The following is an 18,807-nucleotide window of genomic DNA, read 5'->3' as shown; positions in this document are numbered from 1 at the left end:
TCACCATTGTCGGCCTAATCCGCGGTCTTTCATGCAGCAGGGGCTCTCAATGTTTTTATGTCCTGCTCATATCGTCTGTACCGGCACTTTGGGACACTCCTTGTCATTGGTGCAAAGTAACCTGCCCCCATTGCGCCAAGCGGCGTGTGCCGTTAAGCGGAGAGGCGTATTGTTGACCCATCGTTTGGGCATACAATGGCTATTAGCTTGCTGCGGTGAAGGCCTGTCCGCTCCGCAGCTGTTTTCTACGGTTAAAGGAGTATGTATGTCCGTTGAGGTCATGAGGTCTGTGATTGATGCTGCCGAGGGGCGCGTGCCCGTCGACACGCTGTTTACCAATGCGCAGATTGTCGACGTGTATGGCCAGCGTGTGGCGCCCGGTAGCGTTGCCGTCAAGGACGGTGTGATCGTCGGCGTGCTCTACGATGGTCGCGACGATGCCGCTGGCACCTACGAGGCAACTGAGGTCATCGACTGCCAGGGTCGCTATCTCGCTCCCGGTTTTATTGACGGGCATTTGCATATCGAGTCTTCGAACATCCGTCCCGCCGAGTATGCTCGCATGGCCGCGACACGCGGTACTACCACCGCCATTGCCGACAGCCACGAGATTGCCAATGTTGCCGGTCTCGACGGCTTGCGCTTTATGATTGAGGACGGCCGCCGCGCACCCATCTCCATCAAGTACATGATGCCCTCGTGCGTACCCGCGCTGCCCGACGAGCAGGCCGGTGCCGTTATTTCGGCTGCCGATATGCAGGCGTTTTTTGCCGAGCATCCGGGCGACGTTTTTGGCCTGGGCGAGATGATGAACCTGCCGGGCGTCTTTATGGCCGATCCCGAGACCTGCGCTCGCATCGATGCCGCTAACCAGACGCCGTCCAAGCAGGTCGACGGCCATGCGCCGCTCGTTGCTGGCAAGGACCTCAATGCCTATGCCGCGGCGGGTATTATTGCCGACCACGAGTCGACGATTCCCGAGGAGGCACTCGACAAGCTATCTCGCGGCATGTATGTGATGCTGCGTGAAGGCACGTGCAGCCATGACCTGGCCAATCTATCGCCGATGCTGCTGGAGAATCCCGCGCGCGTCCGCCGCTGCTGCTTTGCGACCGACGACCGTGCTCCCTCCGATGCGCTTTCGACCGGTATGATTGACAATGCCTGCCGCGTGGCTATCGAGGCCGGTATTGACCCCGTGGTTGCCATCTCTATGGCGTCCCTGTCCACGGCTGAGGCATTTGGCCTGGACCACGGCTGCCGCGACCCGCACGAGCTCCGCGGCGCAATCGCCCCGGGCAAGCGCGCCGACCTGCTGTTGCTTGATGACCTGACGTTTGCCAAGGCTCCGCATCGTGTTTATGCCGCCGGTGCCCTGGTGGCGCAGGATGGCACCTTTGTGGGCGAGGTCGCACCCGAGACTGCCGAGGTTGCGGCCCTTGCCGATGAGCTGCGCGCCTCCGTTAAGCTGCCGAAGCTTTCGCTCGACGTATTCGATTATGCCTTTAAGCCGGGCGAGGCCGTTATCGATGTCATCCCGGGTATGGCTATCACGGGTATGGCCCGCCCCGAGAGCGCCGAGGACTTGCGTCGCATTATGCTGATCGAGCGCCATGGCCGCGGCGTGTCGCTGCAGACCGAGGGTGTCGACGGCGACGGCCCCGCTGGCCTGGGCCTGGTTGGCAAGCATATCGGTCGCGGCTGGGTGCGTGGCTTTACCATCACCGGTGGTGCCATTGCCTCCACGATCGGCCACGACTCGCACAACGTGTGCGTGGTGGGCGACAACGCCGCCGATATGATGGCTGCCGTTGAGGCCGTGGGCCAGGGCGGCCACGTGCTGGTGCGCAACGGCGAGGTCGTGGCGCGCATTCCGCTGGCGCTCGGTGGCCTTATGAGCGAGGGCACGGCCGAGGACGTTGCCGCGCAGCACGATGACTTTATGGTCAAGGCGCGCGCCATGGGTATTGAGCCGCCGCTCGACCCCATCATGGGCATCATCTTCCTGCCCCTGCCGGTCATCCCGACGCTCCGCATCCGCCCCGAGGGCATGTTCGACGTTACAACCTTCACCTACGCCGACTAGTCATCGGGGACGTTCTTAAACGACTAGTCATTGGGGACGCTCTTTGGCGGGCTGCCTGACGCCGCGACCGTAGGGCCTCTGGCATGTGTGAGCTATTTGCCAGGTCCTTGTAACGTTTACGCCCGCGGAGTCTTATTTGAGCTCCCTTTGGGTACGTTGGAATCGGATACGCGTTCGATTCCAACAAGCCCGAAGGGAGCTTTTCTATGTTTAAACTGATTGCATCCGATATGGACGGCACACTGCTTGACGAAAACGGCCAGGTGCCTCCCGAGACCTATGAACTGATTCTGGCGCTACACGAGCATGGCGTGCATTTCGCCGCATCGTCAGGTCGTCGCTACGATCGCCTGTGCGAGTTCTTTGCGCCCGTTCGCGACAAGATGGACTTTGTCGCCGCTAACGGCGCCCAGGTCTACGCCGACGGTAAGATGGTAGACCGTGAGGTGTATTCCCACCTGGCGATTCGAAGGCTCGCCCAAGCCGTCAGGACGTTTCCCAATCTGCATCTTGTGCTCTTTGACCGAACCAAGTCCTTCCTGCTCGATGACGAGTGCAAGTTCGTGCGTGAGGTCGATAAGGACCTTCCCAATGCCGAGCGCATTTGGGAGCTGCCCGATCCCAGCGTAAATATCATCAAAGCGAGTATCTTTTGCGACGACAGTGCGGTTATGGACAGTGCGTACGTGCTACAGCGCGAACTTGGTCAGCTCTTTACTTTTGCGCCTTCGGGCAACGCGTGGATCGATGCCATGCAGCCTGGTGTGTCGAAGGCCTCGGGTATCGCGCAGCTCGCGGAGCATTACGGCATTGGTCGCGACGAGGTCATGGCGTTTGGCGACTCGATGAACGACTACGAGATCATTCGCTTTGTCGGCACGGGCTGCGCGATGGAAAACGCGCGCCCCGCGCTCAAGGCGGTGGCCGATCGCGTCGTAGGCTGCAACCGCGACCACGCCGTTCAGCATGAGCTCCGTCGCGTGCTGGAGAGTCTCTCCTAATCCGGCAGATGGGGACGTTCCTTTTCTGCCGGCAGTGGGGGACAGTCCTTGCAGCTTTTTGCGAAGAGTGTCCCCAACGACTAGTCGTTTAAGAACGTCCCCAATGACTACCCAACGACTAAGCGAGGACGGCCATGATGGTGCGGGCGACGCCGTCGTGGTCGTTGTCGTATTCGGTGATGGCGTCGGCGGCCTCGCGGTCTTCGGACTCGGCGTTGATCATGGCCATGCCGTGGCCCGCTGCCTGCAGCATGGGGATGTCGTTGATGTTGTCGCCGAACGCCCAGGCGTCGGCGAGACGCTCGCCCAGGTGCTCGCATAGCCACGTGAGGGCCGTCCCCTTGGTGGCACCCTCACCCATGACCTCGATATTCATGGCGTAAGAACGCGTGACTTCAATGCCTCCGAGCGTGTCGAGCGCCGCCGCGATGGCGTCGCGATCGGCCGGGTCGTGCCAGTACATAGCGATGCGTTCGAGCGTCTCGACCTCGTCGATCTTGCTGTCGATATCCATGTCGATCGGTGTTCGTGTGCGCTTGAGCGAAGCCGCGATGTGGGGGTCGCCGCCGCAGAACTCGTCTAGGCGCTCATAGAGCGAGCGGGGGAGGAAGCACTGGCCGTCGGCGAAGATATCGAAGGTCACATCGTGGCCGGCGGCGATGCGATGGATGCGATGGGCGATGCCACGGTCGAGCGGTCGGCTCAAGATACGTTTGGCGCGTGAGGCATCGGTAGGCGCATCTTCGTCGAGCTGCCAGACGCTGGCACCATTGGCACAGACCGCGTAGTGCACGGCAGGATGGGCGAGGATAGGCTCAAAGATGCCCGACAGCGGACGCCCCGTGCACGGTACAAACTCAATGCCGCGACGTGCGAGCTCGTCGAGCATCGCCCAGGTGGCGTCGCTCATCTGCTTGTCGCTCGTCAACAGCGTTCCATCCATATCGGAAAACACAATCATTCGATGCAGCCCTTTCTGCTGGCATAAAAAGCGTGGCCGAGGGCGGTGATGCCCTGGCCACGCTCGAGTTCTATAACGGTCCGCGTCCTAGCGGTCGGCGAGCGGCTTGTACTCCAGCGGCTCGATCACCGGACGGTACGCCGGGCGGATGATGCGATGCGCGCAGAAGAGCTCTTCCATGCGGTGCGCCGACCAGCCGGCCATGCGGGCGACGGCGAATAGCGGCGTAAAGAGCGTCTCGGGCACGCCGAGCATCTTGTAGATAAAGCCTGTGTACAGGTCGATGTTGGCGCAGATAGGCTTGGTCATGCCGTGATCGCGCATTACTTGCGGGGCCAGGCGCTCGATGCGCTCGATGAGCGCGAACTCCTCGCCCAGGTCCTTCTTGGCGGCAAGCGTGCGCGCGTATCGGCGGCACACCTCGGCGCGCGGGTCGCTCAGCGTGTAGACGGCGTGGCCCATACCGTAGATGAGACCCGTGCCGTCGAAGGCCTGCTTGTCGAGGATCTTGCCCAGGTAGGCTGCGACCTCGTCCTCGTCCTCCCAATTGGAGACATGCGCACGGATGTCCTCGTGCATGGACACGACCTTGGCGTTGGCGCCGCCGTGGCGCGGACCCTTGAGCGAGCCGATGGCCGCGGCGTAGGCGGAATACGGGTCGGTGGCCGAGGAGGACAGCACGCGGCAGGCGAACGTGGAGTTGTTGCCGCCGCCGTGCTCGGCATGCAGCATGAGCATCACGTCGAGCAGCATCGCCTCATCGCGGGTGAACGCCATGCCGCCGCGCAGGACCTGCAGAATGGTCTCGGCGGTGGAGAGGCCGGGCGTGGGGTGCGGCACGTGAACCTCGGAGCCGCGAAGCTTGGCGATCGAGGCCATGTGGGCGAAGGCGGCGATGCGCGGGAGACGTGCGAGCATGGAAATGGCGACGTCGATTTCGTGCTCGGGCGTGATCACGTCTGGTTCGGCATCGAAGGCGTAGAGCAGCAGCACGGCGCGCTGGAGCACGTTCATGATGCTCGACGACACCGTGGTCATAGGGAACTCTTTGACGTATTCGTCGCTCAGATGTCTAAAGGCGCCCAGGCGCTCGCAAAAGCCGTCGAGCTCTTCCTTGTTGGGCAGCGAACCCGTGATAAGCAGATAGGCGACTTCCTCGTAGCCGTAGCGATTCTCGGCCTGGGCATTGTTGACCATATCCTCGATGCTGTAGCCGCGAAGCGTGAGCTTGCCCTGATCGGGCACGACCTTTCCGTCGACCTTGTTGTAGCCGTGCACATCCGAGATGCGAGTGAGGCCCGCGACCACGCCCGAGCCGTCGGCATTGCGCAGGCCGCGCTTGACATTGTGCTCTTCGAACAAGCCCTCGTCATAAGGGTCGGTCGGCAGGCCGTGGTAGAGGCTTTCGCTCTCAGACGAAATCTGGCGGCTTGCTTCGTAATCCAGAACCAGTCGGCTCAAGTGGTCATCGAAGCGGTAATAGATTTTCTTGGCGTCGTAGGCCATGCGCGCTCCTCTCCGGGCCGCATCGGGGTGGCTTGCATGGGCATGCGCGCGTCAGGCTATCCCCAGCGGCTTGTTCGCTACAGGCGGTACATAAAGTTAAAGACGTCCTCGCGCTGGATGGACACGTTGACGCCCGAAAGCTCGCCGGCCTCGGCCAGGGCCTTCTGCAGCTCAGCGAAGTCGAGCTTGGACTCGGCGGTATCGGCCAGCATGGTCATGGTGAAGATGTCCTCGATAATGGACTGCGTGATGTCGCGGATGTCGACGTTGGCCTCGCCCAGGACGCGGGTGACGCCGGCGACGATGCCGGGGCGGTTCTTGCCAAGGACGGTGATGACGATACGGGAGGACGAGATCTCGGCCATGGGAAACCCTTTCGCGTGATTGCGGCGCGCGCGGGGCGCTCCGCTACGGTACAGTGTTCATCATTGTACCTGTCTGGCGCAAAAAAGGCGCGCTCGCTGCGGCGTTACATGCCTGCAACATGAGCGTAAGGGGGAAGGCCGTACGGGGAAGAGCCGTCTGGCGCGTGTCCGGCTCGTGTTGGGTTGATTTCCGATCTCAGCCGAACACATTGAGCGGACAGGCCGTTCCCGCAGTCAGCCGAACGCCTCCGACGGCTGATTCCGAACTGGAAGCGGAGGGCATCCCCGCCCTTCGGTAGGGGATACCGCTCCGCGGCGCATGCCGCGGGCGGCGCCCCTATCGGACCACCGTGACCTCAGTTGGGATGGGCCCAGCACTGCCGCGTACTCGGTGAGCTAGAGCCAACTGTTCATCTTCACGTCGCGTATGGCGATATTTCGGTCGTCCGGCTCGGTGATGCCGTAGCCGAACGCCTGGAGCGTCTCGATGGACTCCTGGATCCTCTGTTGGAACATGGGACCCGGATCGACCCTCGGCCCGAGGTGCCCGCGCCAAAGGCACGGCGTGGCGCGCAGCATGTTATGGATTTTGGAGATGGGCTCGATGTCGGCGTAGACGTTGAGCGTCGCCATGGCGTCCTTGTGGCCGAGGATCGATTGGAGCGCCTTGATATCGCCGCCTTGGCGGATCCACTGCGTTGCGAACGTGTGGCGAAGGCCGTGGAACGTGATCAGCTCGTCGTTGGTGCCCATGAGGCCGTTGGTCTCCGAGAACGTCTTGAACGCCCTGCGGATATAGCTTGTCGTCGCGAAGGTCGCGCCCGGCTCCGACAGGATGTAGCAGCCCCCGATCTCGACCGCCCCGGTAAGGCCGCGCAAGCGCAGCTTTCCGCAGTCGATCTCGTGGGTCTCCTTCAGGAAGGGGGGTAGGCCGACCGGGTCGATGGGGATACCCCTGGCGTCATGGGTCTTGGTGTCCTTGATGAACGAACCCATTCCCTTCGCGTACGCCACCGAGTGTCTGATCGAGATCAGGCCCGTCTCGAAATCCACATCGCACCACCGAAGGCCGCAGACCTCGCCGATTCGCATCCCCGTGTGCAGGGCGAGTACGACCGCCCTCTAATCCTCGGCGGACCAATCGAGTCCGAACTCCTTTCGGGCATCCTCTTCGCTCATGACTTCGAGAAGGTCTCCGGGTTGGCAACGAAGGGCGAGGCATAGCTGCTCGAGTGTGTTGAAGCGAATGCCGCGAATATGCCCTTTTTTAATACGGGACAGGTTCACGGGCGTGGTTCCAATCCTTTCGGCAAGTTCGTTCGAGGAAATCTTTCGCTCGGCCATGATCTTGTCGAGGCGAACAATTACGGGCATGGCGTTTCCTTACGCAATCTCGTCGGAGTCGAGGTACAGCTCTCGGGCGTACAAGAAGAGCTGGGAAAGCATGAACAGGACGATGCCGAGAACCAGAGAGGTCCAATCGAATGATGAAGCGATCTCTTGGGCGCCGACGGCCCCCTCGCCGCCAAACATCGAAACGGAGGTTTTGAGTGAGCCGGCGTAGAGGCTGGTGGCAGCTTGAACAACGAAGAGAATGCCGAGCACCTTCAAGCATGTCGCAGACCCTTTCTTGAAGGGGTCTCCGCTCTTGATCGTCCACACGAGAACGGCGCTGAGGATGGTCGTAGCGATACCGATGACGGCAGGGACCAATGTCGAGATCGCAAGGGCTGGATACGCGGGGGAGTCTGCAATTACAGGGTTGTCGAGCACTTCGATTGCTGGCTTTAAGGAGAACGCCACTTGTGCGATGGCGGTGGCGCAAAGGGTCGCAGAGGCTATCGCACATGCGATGCGGAAGGAATGAAGCCGGGGAGTGCGAGTGTCGGAACTCATAATAACCTCCGAAGAATTTAAAAAACTCAGGTTACTTTTTAACAGTTTATGTTAAATTGACTTTGCCGGCAAGTAATCACAGCATACTGCAACCGAAACCCCTCTAGATTGGAGAGGATTATGTTCAGTACTGTTAAGTCGTGTAAGCTCTTGGTTTTCCTCGGCCTCGCTCTTTGTCTGTTGCTGCCGGGAGCCCCCGCTTTTGCGGATACCCCGATGCCTCCTTCCCAGGAGAGCAGCCAGTGTGCCCTCGTTGAGCCCCTCGGGTATACGGACGACGTCGTCGATACCTACTGGAGCTACAGCTGTCCTCGCGGCGTAAGCGGGCACAGCATCTCGATGTTCAACATCTCTTACAAGACGATCTCCTACCGAAATGGCTATCGCCGATCCGCGCATCATAGGGAATCCCGCCTCGCTGCAATGTGCTCCTGTGGTGTTCTTGGCACAACTGATAAATGGCAATTTGTCTATAGCACCTACTAGATGCGAGGAAGGGCCGAGCATTTTGTTCGGCCCCTCTGTTCCGACTGGATGAGGTTAAGGTTGGCGATGAATATGCTCAAAATCTCGAAGGCGATCTTTAGGTCGCTTCTCTCCTCCAGGTCGCTCTGTGTTGTCGTTGTTGCGTTGATGGTTCTTTGTGCTCTGCCCGTCTTCAGGAGCGCGGCTGGCATCGACGGACGGGTCGAATACCTCGAGTCGGGAATAACCCGTGTTGAGCAGGAATTGTCAGCATCCTATGCGGATGCGCTTGTGAATGCGGGGGAGGACGGTGTCTATACCTCTTCATCAAGCATACCCGCGCTTCTGTACCCTCTTGCCGCGGGACGTCTTATCTTGGCACCGCTCTCTCTCCTACTTCCGTTTCTGCAGATATCGGATGGAGAGTACACCTATTATGACGGATCGAAGGAGTACTTGCTATGGGTCGCAACGGCCGTTGCCGTCTCGTTCCTTGCCGCGCGTCTTAACAAATGTGAAAAGCTCATCATCCAGGCACCGATGGGCGAGCTGGGTAGACTTGTTGCATCGAGCGTATGGGCGAGTGTTTTTGCAATGCTTGCCGTCCTCGCCATCAATCTTCCAGGGATAATCGCCGCGCTTGTGAAGAATGGCCCGGGCTCGCCGTTCTATCCGATAGGCTACATTCAATATGCGACTCCGGTTATCAAACCGGCTTGGCTGGTGTTCGCGCAGACGGCCATCTTGCAATTCTTGGTGGCAGCGTTCATCTCGCTTGTCGTTCACCTTGCCGTGAAGATTGCCAATAACCCTACGCTTGGAATCGTGTTCGTATGTGCCCTGATGGGGGTGACGATGGTTCCCGGGTATTACGGAAGATCCATCGCTTTACGTGAGTTCGCCCTGTTGAATTCCCTTACGTATGCGAACACTGAGTTGACCGTCGGCGCCTATAGCCCGTACCCGACAACGCAGATAGTGAATCTGCCTGGACTTTGCTTCGAGCGTGGCGCGATTGCCCTCGTATGCGCAATCGGGATCGAGGTGCTGGCAATTAGCCTGCTTTGCGTTGCTGGAAAGAGCGGCTGCGCGTGCCCGATATCCCCGATTTGTCTTGAGAGAGGTTCCTTCACTGCATCGAGAACGGCAACTCGTTCGAGCGCTTGTGCCTCCGCCGTTGCATACGTAAGAACGATGGGGAAACTGCTCCTGCGTTCTCCTACCCTCGCCGTATGCGCGATTGCAATGTCGACGACGATGCTGGCCCCGGCTCTGGTCGAGATGTTTCCTGACGCTGATAACGTTTCCGCTGTTCGGTATAGGGATGGGGAGCTCCGTTCAATAGATCGGTATCTAGAGCAGAACGCTGCGAATATGGACGTCGAGGGCAAAGCGGCCCTGGAAGACATGCGGGATGCTCTTTCGGGTTTCGTGTACGCGCCTATGCCTGCGGAGGGGTTTCGAAGCCTTGCGACGTACGAGCGCGCTCGAGGTGAGCTGGGCGCGGCAGATGCGACTCTCCTGCAATCGATCGGAATCGAGCCGGAGACTCCTTCTCGTGCGGAGGCGCGCGCCCTTCTGCTTGAGTCGATCGCGAGCTTGCCGGACCCCAAGGTTTACGAGTTAAGTACGAAGATGCCCCCATTAATCCTCCTTTCGTATCTCCAGGCAGCGCTTCCCTCCTTATTTTTGCTGTTGCCCGTGGTTGTCACATCGCTCGCGTGCACCCACCTGCAGTGTCGTTCCCTTCTGGTTCTCCAGATCCCCGCAACAGCGCATGTGCGTTTTCTGACGGCTGTTGCGCTGGCTCTCCTGCTTGGCTTGGTGCTGCTTTTGGTGTCGATGGTTCCCGCTGTCGTTGTGTCCGTGATTAAGAACGGTGCGGGTGGATCGGAGTATCCCGTCGCTCTCATTCGGGCGGGAGCTTCGACAACGTCCATGGTGGGGGAGGCGGTGTTGTGCAGTATTCCGTTGCTGGTCATGGCATACGGCGTGATTTCCGTCGTCGCTGCGTTGACAGCAGCGATTAGCCGCAACCCCGTTGTCACCGGAATGGTTTGCGCGGTTCTCTTGGTGTTGGGTTCGTTGAGCGCTCATGTTGAAAGCGTGGGCATGGGCGTCGCGCTGCTGGCTCCATTCGCCTCGTTTGATCCCGCTTCCCAGGTGGGGACGATTGGGTTCCTTGGGCGAGGGACGAACGCGATGCCTTTTGGAGAGGTCGTCGGCGCATCGGGCGCTCTGCTGGTGGTCTTGGGCGCCGTATCTCCGTTGATGGTGCGCCTGAGTGTTCCAAAGATCGAAAGGGGATGATCTCGATGATTGACCTTCAAACGCTGACGATCTCTTATGGAAAGAAGGTGCTCGTAGATTCGGTGAACGCTGAGTTTGCCCCGGGTACGGTCTACGGTCTCGTCGCTCCGAACGGGCATGGAAAGACGACGTTGCTGCGTGCGATGGCAGGTTTGCCGGGTCCTCGCGTGGACGGGAGCATCGTTCTGGATGAGGTGCAGGGTACGGGTGCGAGAGAGGTCCGTTCTATGATCTTCTATGCACCTGGTGAGGGGACGCTGCTGTATCCCGGATTGCGTGCGGAAGATCACCTCAAGATGGTTTGCGATATGTGGCCGCATGCTCGCGATATCGAAGAGATAGTGGAACAAACGCAGATAGGCGAGTTCGCGAAGATGAGGATCCGCACTCTGAGCCAGGGCATGAAGCAGCAGCTTACCCTGGCGATTGCGTATGCGACGGGCGCGCGGTACCTTCTATAAGATGAGCCCATGAACGCGCTCGACCCCAGCAGGGTGGACTTGCATTCCGAGATTCTCAGGAAGCTGGCCGATTCTGGTACGTGCATCATCATGTCATCCCACATCTTGGATTCGGTCGATAGGCTGTGCGATGAGATTCTGTTTTTGAAGGATGGGAGGCTCATTAGAAGCATTCCGCAAGATGATGCTGCGCCGAAGTCTCCTGGATCCCATTTCGCAAAGCCTGCCGGACGCGCCGAGGGTGCGCTAAGCACGTATCGGCGACTCTACGAAAAGGGCGGGTAGAAATGCAAGTTAAAAATCTATGTGGCCAATGTGATACCGTTGAACCCGCATATCGATACCGTTCAGCCATTCGCCTCGCCCCCGCCGCGCGCATCTTCATTCAATCTGTTACTTTTAATCTAACGATTCTTTGAGGAATGCAGGTGCTTCTGAATGTACTGTCGACTTCTTCTCAAACTAATCCTAAGAGACAAGGCCGTATGGATTTCCACGCTCGTTCTTGCTGCAGCCTTTTCCGTCCCCATTGCGTTCAATTCACCCATCTACGGCCCCTTCTTTATGAAGCAGGGCATGCAGGGCTTTGTCGACGCATTCAATACGCGCGCGCCCCAGGCCAGCGGCACAGACCTATCGCCAGAGCAGCAAGATGACGCTGAGCTTGCAAGATACGCGAACGCCGCCCTCGCCGCTCAAACCGACGCCGCCTTTCTCGACTCTGCCGAGAGCTACTACGCGCTCATGGACGAGGGCTTCCAATCCGGGTCCATCGTGGGGGACCAGGAGACCAATGACGCAGAGCTCGCATATTGCCGCGCTCTGAGCAGCTCCGGCATCGCGGATATCCTGGCCTCCGCAAACGACCTGCCGTTCCTCTCCTTCCTGCCCTACGCCATTGCCCAGGCGCCGTCCTTCCTTCCCTTCATCCCCTTCCTTCTCTCGTCGATACTCGTGCTCGGCGCCACAAGGCCCGGGACCCTGGCGGCAAAGGCGCCCGTGCCCAAATTCCGGCGCCTTATCCAAACCGTGTTTTCGATAATTGGCGCGGGGACCGCGATGCTCCTCGCCGGCCTTGCGCCCGGGAGTATTTACGCCTTGGCCCTAAACGGCTTCGGGCAGATCGGGTACCCGATCGCCTTCTTCCATAACGGCGCGCTCACTACCACGACCGCGGGAAACGTCTTCACGACCATACTTCTCGCGCTGCTCGCGGGTGGAACCTTGATATCCGTTTGTTCCGTCGTCCTATCGACCGCAACGAGGCGCGTCTTCGCGGGCCCCCTTACCTCCGCGTTGCTTGTCGCGGCCCCGGCATTCCCGTTATTGTCCGATTCGGCACTGGGGCATAATGCCGCGCTCGAGCTCCTGCCGCTGGCCGTGTTCTCGCCTATCGAGGCAACGGGTTACGTAGGATGCTTCCCGACAGAATTCATTGGCTCCGGTTCGGGCGGCGCATCGATGCTTGCCGTGGCCCTGGCATACGTCGCGGTCCTTTTCGCGGTCGGCGCCGTTGTGACGCGTTCGCCCAAACAGGCTGGACCCGCTAAAAAGCACCATGGGCTTGAGCTCCTGGACGTGAGCGTGGGATACGGGAGCACGACGATACTTTCGATCGGATCGCTTTCCTTGGGCCCGGGAACGGCGGCGGGGCTCGTCGCTCCCAACGGCTCGGGGAAAACCACCCTTCTTGAAGCGCTGTCGGGCCAATTTCCCACCCGCATCCGCTCGGGAAGCCTGGCGGCAGACGGAATCAGCCAACGCCGATCAGCCGAATTTGCAGAACTCGTCTACCTGAGCTCTTCAGGCGGCACGGATCTCTATCCCACGCTATCGGCCATCGAGCACCTTGCTTTCGTTAGGGAGGCGTGGAAATCGGCCACCGACATCGACTCGCTCTGCAGCTCCCTCGGAATCTCCCCATATCTCGACAAGCCGACCCGTAAACTCTCGACAGGAATGAAGCAGCAGGTAAAGCTTGCCATGGCGATATCGACCGATTGCCCGTACCTCATCCTCGATGAACCGCTGAACGGCCTCGATCCGGGAAAGCGGAAAACCTCCTGCGACGCGATGCGCAGCGAGGTGGCGCGGGGACGAAGCGTGCTCATCTCAAGCCATCTGCTCGACGACCTGGCAGACCTCACCAACTCGTTCTACTTCATCGAAGCCGGCACGCTCGTGGAAAAGATCAAGTCGTCCTCGCAGACGCTCAAGCAGGAATACCTCGATACATACGAGCGAGGCGAATGACATGAAACTATTTGAACAGCTGAAGTCCAATGCGTCGCGCATGGCTGTCTACGCCATCCTCGTGGCAACGGCTTTATGCGGAATCGCGGCACCCGTCTATGCGCTCAACGGGGAGAAAGGCGATGTCGAACCCGCGTACATGGCTTCGACGGTTAAGGACCGGTACAAAGCCTTCTCTGGAGACACGTTTTACGTAGCAGAGTACGACACGACCTACCGTCAGCTTCGCTACAACAAGGGCTACGACTATCTAGGCGCAGAGGCAATCAGCTATACGTCGGGTTGGTACCGCTCCAACTATGGACACATAACCCAGTTCAAGTGTAACTACCGTGTGTACAACTAAAGCAACCGGCCGGGATGAGGGGTGACGCAAAAGCGTCGCCCCTCGTTTTTAACCATGTCAACTGAACCTAGTTTAGTTTGGTTGATTTCCGATCTCAGCCGAACACATTGAGCGGAAAGGCCGTTCCCGCAGTCAGTCGAACGTCCCCGGGGCCCTTCTCAGGCCCCGGGGACGGCATTTTCCCAGTTGAAGGAACGGTGGAGATGTGTTTCGATGGGTCAGATTCGTGTCGTTCCGAAAAGACCGTGAACCTTTTGTGGGACACGCGGCGCCGTGGTACCATAACCGAGTTTGTTGTCTTGGTCGGAAACCAAGACGCCTTATGCGCTGATCGGTAACCAGCGCCTGACCAATAAGGAGTCCTACCATGAAGCAGGGTATCCATCCCCAGTATGTCGAGTGCACGGTGACGTGCTCCTGCGGCAACACCTTCAAGACGCACGCTACCGTGTCCGAGATGAAGGTCGAGCTTTGCAACGAGTGCCACCCGTTCTACACCGGCCAGCAGAAGTTCGTCGACACCGGTGGACGCGTCCAGCGCTTCGCCGACAAGTTCGGTGGCGCCGCTGCCGCCCAGCTCAAGAAGGCTGAGGAGGCCAAGGCCGCCAAGGCCGCCAAGGCTGCTGAGGCCGAGGCCGCTCGCAAGGCCGCCGCTGAGGCTAAGGCTGCCGAGAAGGCTAAGCGTGCCGCTAAGTTCGCCGAGGAGGCTGCCAAGCAGGCTGCCGAGGCTCCCGCAGAGGCTCCCGTCGAGGAAGCCGCTGCCGAGGCCGAGACCACCGAGGCTGCTGAGTAAATAGCTCGCCGAGCAAACACTCGCATTCATGGCTAAAGGGCCGCGTATCCATCTGGGTGCGCGGCCCTTTTCTTTTTGATTAGTGCAAACTAACCTGTCCCCATGGCATCAAATGGCGGAGAGGCGGCGTTTGCCCAGATAAACCCTCCAAAATTAACCTGTCCCATTGTGGCAGGTTGGTCGTAGTTATTACGTGGCGGTCGAGCTCGACCGTATAGGCCGCGCCTTGTTTGGCTAAAGTACAATCATCTGTGTTTAACTCGCCCGCAGCTGCACGGCGTGGGCGATGGCCAAAAAGGAAAACCACATGGGATTCATGTCAAAGCTGCTGTCCTTTGGATCCGATAAGGACCTTAAGCGCTACTACAAGATCGTCGACCAGATCAACGGTCTTGAGCCCCAGTTTGAGAAGATGACCGAGGAGGAACTCCGCGCCCAGACCGATAAGTTTCGCGAGCGTTACGCCAACGGCGAGTCGCTCGACGACATGCTTCCCGAGGCCTTTGCCACCGTGCGCGAGGCTTCCAAGCGCATCACGGGCATGCGCCACTTTGACGTACAGCTCATCGGCGCCATGGCGCTTCATGAGGGTCATATTGCCGAGATGAAGACCGGCGAGGGCAAGACGCTCGTCTCCACCTTGTCCGGCTACCTCAACGCTATCGTCGGCAAGGGCGTGCATGTCGTTACCGTCAACGATTACCTGGCAAAGCGCGACTCCGAGTGGATGGGCCGCATCTACAAGTACCTGGGCATGACCGTCGGTCTGCTCCAGAACAACATGCCGCTCGAGCTCAAGCGTCCGGCCTACCAGGCAGACGTCACCTATGGCACCAACTCCGAGTTCGGTTTCGACTACCTGCGCGACAACATGGTCACCCGTCCCGAGCAGCGCGTGCAGCGCGGTCACAACTACGCCATCGTCGACGAGGTCGACTCCATCCTGATCGATGAGGCCAGGACGCCGCTCATTATCTCGGGCGCCGGCACTAAGTCCGCCAGCACCTACAAGGACTTCGCGCGCGCCGTGCGCGGCCTGGAGCGCGGTGAGGACGTGTCGCACGACATGCTCACCGCCACCGAGGACGTTGAACCCACGGGCGACTACGTCATGGACGAGGCCAAGCACACCATCGCCGCCACCGAGCGCGGTCTTAAGAAGATCGAGCGCCGCCTGGGTATCGATGACATCTATGCCGATCTCTCCGGCCAGCTGGTCAACCACCTGCAGCAGGCGCTGAAGGCCCAGTACATGTTCCACCGTGATAAGCAGTACGTGGTCACCAACGGCGAGGTCAAGATCGTCGACGAGTTCACCGGCCGCATTATGGAAGGCCGCCGTTACTCCGAGGGCCTGCACCAGGCCATCGAGGCCAAAGAGGGCGTGCTCGTACGCGAGGAGAACCAGACCCTGGCCACCATCACCCTGCAGAACTACTTCCGTCTGTATGACAAGCTCTCCGGCATGACCGGCACGGCACTTACCGAGGATGCTGAGTTCCGCGAGATCTACAAGCTGCCCGTCGAGGTCATCCCCTCCAACAAGCCCGTGCAGCGCGTGGACCACGAGGACCTGGTGTACCGCACCATTCAGGCTAAATACAACGCCGTTGCCGACGACGTTGAGCGTCGTCACGCCAAGGGTCAACCGGTCCTGGTGGGCACCGTCTCCATCGAGAGCTCCGAGAAGCTGTCCGCCGCCCTTACCAAGCGCGGCATCGCACACGAGGTCCTCAACGCCAAGCACCATGAACGCGAGGCCCACATCGTTGCCCAGGCCGGACGCTACGGCGCCGTGACCATCGCCACCAACATGGCCGGTCGTGGTACCGACATCCTGCTGGGCGGCAACCCCGACGAGCTGGTGCGCGAGCGCCTTGAGTACGAGGGCCTGACCATGGAGGACGTGACGCCCGAGCAGCTCGAGCAGTTTAACGCCGAGGCCAAGGAGACCTGCAAGGCCGAGCGCGAGCGCGTGCTTGCCGCCGGCGGCCTGACCGTTATCGGAACCGAGCGCCACGAGTCCCGTCGTATCGACAACCAGCTGCGCGGCCGCTCCGGTCGTCAGGGCGATCCGGGCGAGACCCAGTTCTACCTGTCGCTCGAGGACGACCTCATGCGCCTGTTCGGCGGCGACAAGATGGACCGCGTCTCCAAGATGATGGTCACGGCCGACATGGGCGACGACATGCCCATTCAGCACAAGATCATCTCCAAGGCCGTCGAGAGCGCCCAGCACAAGGTCGAGAGCATCAACTTCTCCATGCGTAAGAGCGTCCTTGAGTACGACGACGTCATGAACAAGCAGCGCCAGGTCATCTACGCCGAGCGCAACAAGATTCTGGACGGCAAGGACCTGACCGACCACATCACCGAGGTCATGCACGATACCGTGTACCGCTGCGTGCAGGAGTTCTGCACCAAGGACAGCCACGAGGGCGAGCGCGACCTGGAGGGCCTGCGCAAGTGGGTTGTGGAGCTCACCGGCCACATCGATACGCCGAAGTTCCCCGACGAGGACTTTGAAGCCCTGGCTGCCGATGTCTTGGCCTATGTTGAGAAGTGCTACAACATGAAGGCCGAGCGTCTGGGCGAGGACCTGATGCGCGAGCTCAATACCCAGGTCATGCTGCGCGTCATCGATACCCGCTGGATGAACTACCTGCAGGAGATGGACTACCTCAAGACCGGCATCGGCCTGCGCGGCTTTGGCCAGCGCGACCCGCTGGTTGAGTACAAGACCGAGGCCTACGGCGCGTTCCAGATACTCGTCGATACCATGTATGAGGATTACCTGCGCACGGTTCTGCGCATCGAGATCAAGGCTGCCCCGCGTGCCGTGGAGCACAAGGAGGAGCCCGCGCTCGAGGGCGCGCGCTTCTCCGGCCCTGCCGAGGTCGATGGTGACAACGGCGACTCGGTGCTGCACAAGCAGGCGCAGGTGCAGGCCCGCACGGCTGTCCAGGGTGGTCCGGCTGCCGTCAACAACGGTGGCAAGGTGACCACCTATCGCAAGTCCGAGAGCGACGATCCGTACGTCAACGTGGGCCGCAACGACCCGTGCCCCTGCGGTAGCGGCAAGAAGTTTAAGTACTGCCACGGCAGGAATCGTTAATGGCTGAGGCTTTAGAGGTAACGCCCGCCGAGCTGGACGCGTTTGCGGACCGGCTCGGTGAGGTCGAGTCATATCTCCACCTGGACGAGAAGCGTACCCGCGTGTCCGAGCTCGAGGCCAAAAGTGTTGCCCCTGGCTTTTGGGATGACGCCGACGCCGCCCGTGCCACCATGGAGGAGATTGCGCGCACCAAGGAAGATATCGCTGCCGTGGACACCGCGCGCGGCGAGCTTTCCGATGCCCGCGCCGCGCTGGAGCTTGCCGAGGAGATGGGGGATGACCCCGACGCCGCCGCCCTTCGCGAGGAGGCTGCAGCCACGGCTGAGCGCCTGGCCCGTGCCATCGATGAGCTTGAGCTTTCGAGCTGGTTTACCGGTGAGTTCGATCACGGCGATGCCATTGTGACCATCAAGCCCGGACAGGGTGGTCTGGAGGCGCAGGACTGGACCTTCATGCTCTTTAAGATGTACATGAAGTACTGCCAGCGCCGCGGTTGGAAGGTCACGATTAACGACTGCCCAGCCGCCGAGATCATCGGCATTGATCGCGCGACCTTTACCGTCGAGGGCAAGGATGCCTTTGGCATGCTGCGCGCCGAGGCTGGTGTGCACCGCCTGGTACGTATTAGCCCCACCGATGATAAGAAGCGCCGTCAGACTACGTTTGCCGGCGTCGAGGTCATTCCCGTACTGCCCGATGATATCGACATCGAGATCAACCCCGACGACATCCGCGTGGACGTGTACCACGCGAGCGGTCCGGGCGGTCAGGGCGTCAACACCACCGACTCCGCCGTGCGCGTGACGCATTTCCCCAGCGGCATTGTGGTTACCTGCCAAAACGAGCGCAGCCAGATTCAGAACAAGGCCGCGTGCATGCAGATCCTCAAGGCTCGCCTGTACGAGATTGAGCTCGAGAAGCGCGCCGAGGCCCTGGATGAGATTCGTGGACCCAAGACCACGATCGGTTTTGGCAACCAGATTCGCAGCTACGTGCTCTACCCGTACCAGATGGTCAAGGACCTACGCACGGGCGTGGAGACCAGCAATGTCGAGGCCGTTCTTGACGATGGCGACCTGGACCCGTTTGTTATTGGCTACCATCGCTGGGCCACCGGCAACGCCGATGCAGAAGGCTCGGAGGTCTAAAACATCGGGCGGCTTCAAGCCGATGCCAAGCCCAACGGTTGGACGGGTTTGTATCCAGAATAAACCCTGCGCAGGGGTGGTTTTTGTTCGGCGAATCGGTA

Annotated in this window: 15 protein-coding genes; 9 read left to right on the top strand and 6 right to left on the bottom strand. The window is 60.2% G+C overall.

Going from position 1 to position 18,807, the window contains the following annotated elements:
• The first annotated feature begins 265 nt into the window (after window positions 1-265).
• Window positions 266-2,086 carry an adenine deaminase gene (locus ABG996_RS09355; RefSeq protein WP_347479443.1) on the top strand — a complete coding sequence of 607 codons (1,821 nt, stop codon included), beginning with the start codon at window positions 266-268 and terminating at the stop codon, window positions 2,084-2,086.
• Window positions 2,087-2,292: 206 nt separating this feature from the next.
• The gene (locus ABG996_RS09350) at window positions 2,293-3,087 is read left to right on the top strand and encodes a Cof-type HAD-IIB family hydrolase (protein ID WP_347479444.1); all 795 of its coding nucleotides are present in this window, start codon (window positions 2,293-2,295) and stop codon (window positions 3,085-3,087) included.
• A gap of 118 nt (window positions 3,088-3,205) precedes the next feature.
• On the opposite strand, the gene ABG996_RS09345 is transcribed toward ABG996_RS09350, so the two are convergent.
• From ABG996_RS09345 to ABG996_RS09320, 6 genes are all read right to left on the bottom strand, one after another.
• Window positions 3,206-4,048 (bottom strand): Cof-type HAD-IIB family hydrolase, encoded by an 843-nt coding sequence (locus ABG996_RS09345; RefSeq protein ID WP_347479446.1) that lies wholly within the window; start codon window positions 4,046-4,048, stop codon window positions 3,206-3,208.
• 87 nt (window positions 4,049-4,135) lie between these two features.
• Complete coding sequence (locus ABG996_RS09340) at window positions 4,136-5,554, bottom strand: citrate synthase (protein WP_347479448.1); 1,419 nt, start codon at window positions 5,552-5,554, stop codon at window positions 4,136-4,138.
• Between the two features lie 77 nt (window positions 5,555-5,631).
• The gene (locus tag ABG996_RS09335) at window positions 5,632-5,919 is read right to left on the bottom strand and encodes an ACT domain-containing protein (RefSeq protein ID WP_006235289.1); all 288 of its coding nucleotides are present in this window, start codon (window positions 5,917-5,919) and stop codon (window positions 5,632-5,634) included.
• Window positions 5,920-6,315: 396 nt separating this feature from the next.
• The gene (locus ABG996_RS09330) at window positions 6,316-7,023 is read right to left on the bottom strand and encodes a site-specific integrase (RefSeq protein WP_347479496.1); all 708 of its coding nucleotides are present in this window, start codon (window positions 7,021-7,023) and stop codon (window positions 6,316-6,318) included.
• Window positions 7,024-7,041: 18 nt separating this feature from the next.
• Window positions 7,042-7,293, bottom strand: a complete 252-nt coding sequence (locus ABG996_RS09325) for a helix-turn-helix domain-containing protein (protein ID WP_006235292.1) — start codon at window positions 7,291-7,293, stop codon at window positions 7,042-7,044.
• A 9-nt stretch (window positions 7,294-7,302) separates the two neighbouring features.
• On the bottom strand, window positions 7,303-7,815 hold the full coding sequence (locus ABG996_RS09320; protein WP_347479451.1) for a hypothetical protein: 513 nt from the start codon (window positions 7,813-7,815) through the stop codon (window positions 7,303-7,305).
• Between the two features lie 552 nt (window positions 7,816-8,367).
• Here ABG996_RS09320 and ABG996_RS09315 point away from each other — a divergent pair.
• The 7 genes from ABG996_RS09315 to prfB all read left to right on the top strand — a co-directional run bounded on the left by ABG996_RS09315 (window position 8,368) and on the right by prfB (window position 18,706).
• On the top strand, window positions 8,368-10,590 hold the full coding sequence (locus ABG996_RS09315) for a hypothetical protein (protein WP_347479452.1): 2,223 nt from the start codon (window positions 8,368-8,370) through the stop codon (window positions 10,588-10,590).
• Window positions 10,587-11,051: an ATP-binding cassette domain-containing protein gene (locus ABG996_RS09310; protein ID WP_347500980.1), complete on the top strand. Its 465-nt coding sequence runs from the start codon at window positions 10,587-10,589 to the stop codon at window positions 11,049-11,051. Before ABG996_RS09315 ends, ABG996_RS09310 begins: the two co-directional genes overlap by 4 nt.
• Window positions 11,052-11,615: 564 nt before the next feature.
• Window positions 11,616-13,304 carry an ABC transporter ATP-binding protein gene (locus ABG996_RS09305; protein ID WP_347479456.1) on the top strand — a complete coding sequence of 563 codons (1,689 nt, stop codon included), beginning with the start codon at window positions 11,616-11,618 and terminating at the stop codon, window positions 13,302-13,304.
• 1 nt (window position 13,305) lies between these two features.
• Window positions 13,306-13,650, top strand: a complete 345-nt coding sequence (locus tag ABG996_RS09300; protein WP_006235302.1) for a hypothetical protein — start codon at window positions 13,306-13,308, stop codon at window positions 13,648-13,650.
• A gap of 367 nt (window positions 13,651-14,017) precedes the next feature.
• Entirely contained in the window at window positions 14,018-14,443 is a 426-nt protein-coding gene (rpmE, locus tag ABG996_RS09295) for a 50S ribosomal protein L31 (protein ID WP_006235303.1), read from the top strand.
• 307 nt (window positions 14,444-14,750) lie between these two features.
• Window positions 14,751-17,558 carry a preprotein translocase subunit SecA gene (gene secA / locus ABG996_RS09290; RefSeq protein WP_347479457.1) on the top strand — a complete coding sequence of 936 codons (2,808 nt, stop codon included), beginning with the start codon at window positions 14,751-14,753 and terminating at the stop codon, window positions 17,556-17,558.
• Entirely contained in the window at window positions 17,558-18,706 is a 1,149-nt protein-coding gene (gene prfB, locus ABG996_RS09285; RefSeq protein ID WP_347479459.1) for a peptide chain release factor 2, read from the top strand. Before secA ends, prfB begins: the two co-directional genes overlap by 1 nt.
• Window positions 18,707-18,807: the final 101 nt, after the last annotated feature.

Source organism: Collinsella aerofaciens, from assembly GCF_039836695.1.
GTDB classification, from domain to species: domain Bacteria; phylum Actinomycetota; class Coriobacteriia; order Coriobacteriales; family Coriobacteriaceae; genus Collinsella; species Collinsella aerofaciens_BD.
The sequence above is the reverse complement of the archived record's forward strand: the minus strand, read 5'-3'. Positions and strand labels throughout refer to the sequence as shown.

What these genes read in the sequence shown, in the direction of transcription:
- ABG996_RS09310 (WP_347500980.1), top strand. Translation starts at nt 10,587, where the DNA reads ATGATCTCGATGATTGACCTTCAAACGCTGACGATCTCTTATGGAAAG.
- secA (WP_347479457.1), top strand. Translation starts at nt 14,751, where the DNA reads ATGGGATTCATGTCAAAGCTGCTGTCCTTTGGATCCGATAAGGACCTT.
- ABG996_RS09340 (WP_347479448.1), bottom strand. Translation starts at nt 5,554, where the DNA reads ATGGCCTACGACGCCAAGAAAATCTATTACCGCTTCGATGACCACTTG.
- ABG996_RS09355 (WP_347479443.1), top strand. Translation starts at nt 266, where the DNA reads ATGTCCGTTGAGGTCATGAGGTCTGTGATTGATGCTGCCGAGGGGCGC.
- ABG996_RS09300 (WP_006235302.1), top strand. Translation starts at nt 13,306, where the DNA reads ATGAAACTATTTGAACAGCTGAAGTCCAATGCGTCGCGCATGGCTGTC.
- rpmE (WP_006235303.1), top strand. Translation starts at nt 14,018, where the DNA reads ATGAAGCAGGGTATCCATCCCCAGTATGTCGAGTGCACGGTGACGTGC.
- prfB (WP_347479459.1), top strand. Translation starts at nt 17,558, where the DNA reads ATGGCTGAGGCTTTAGAGGTAACGCCCGCCGAGCTGGACGCGTTTGCG.
- ABG996_RS09350 (WP_347479444.1), top strand. Translation starts at nt 2,293, where the DNA reads ATGTTTAAACTGATTGCATCCGATATGGACGGCACACTGCTTGACGAA.
- ABG996_RS09345 (WP_347479446.1), bottom strand. Translation starts at nt 4,048, where the DNA reads ATGATTGTGTTTTCCGATATGGATGGAACGCTGTTGACGAGCGACAAG.
- ABG996_RS09305 (WP_347479456.1), top strand. Translation starts at nt 11,616, where the DNA reads ATGAAGCAGGGCATGCAGGGCTTTGTCGACGCATTCAATACGCGCGCG.
- ABG996_RS09320 (WP_347479451.1), bottom strand. Translation starts at nt 7,815, where the DNA reads ATGAGTTCCGACACTCGCACTCCCCGGCTTCATTCCTTCCGCATCGCA.
- ABG996_RS09325 (WP_006235292.1), bottom strand. Translation starts at nt 7,293, where the DNA reads ATGCCCGTAATTGTTCGCCTCGACAAGATCATGGCCGAGCGAAAGATT.
- ABG996_RS09315 (WP_347479452.1), top strand. Translation starts at nt 8,368, where the DNA reads ATGAATATGCTCAAAATCTCGAAGGCGATCTTTAGGTCGCTTCTCTCC.
- ABG996_RS09335 (WP_006235289.1), bottom strand. Translation starts at nt 5,919, where the DNA reads ATGGCCGAGATCTCGTCCTCCCGTATCGTCATCACCGTCCTTGGCAAG.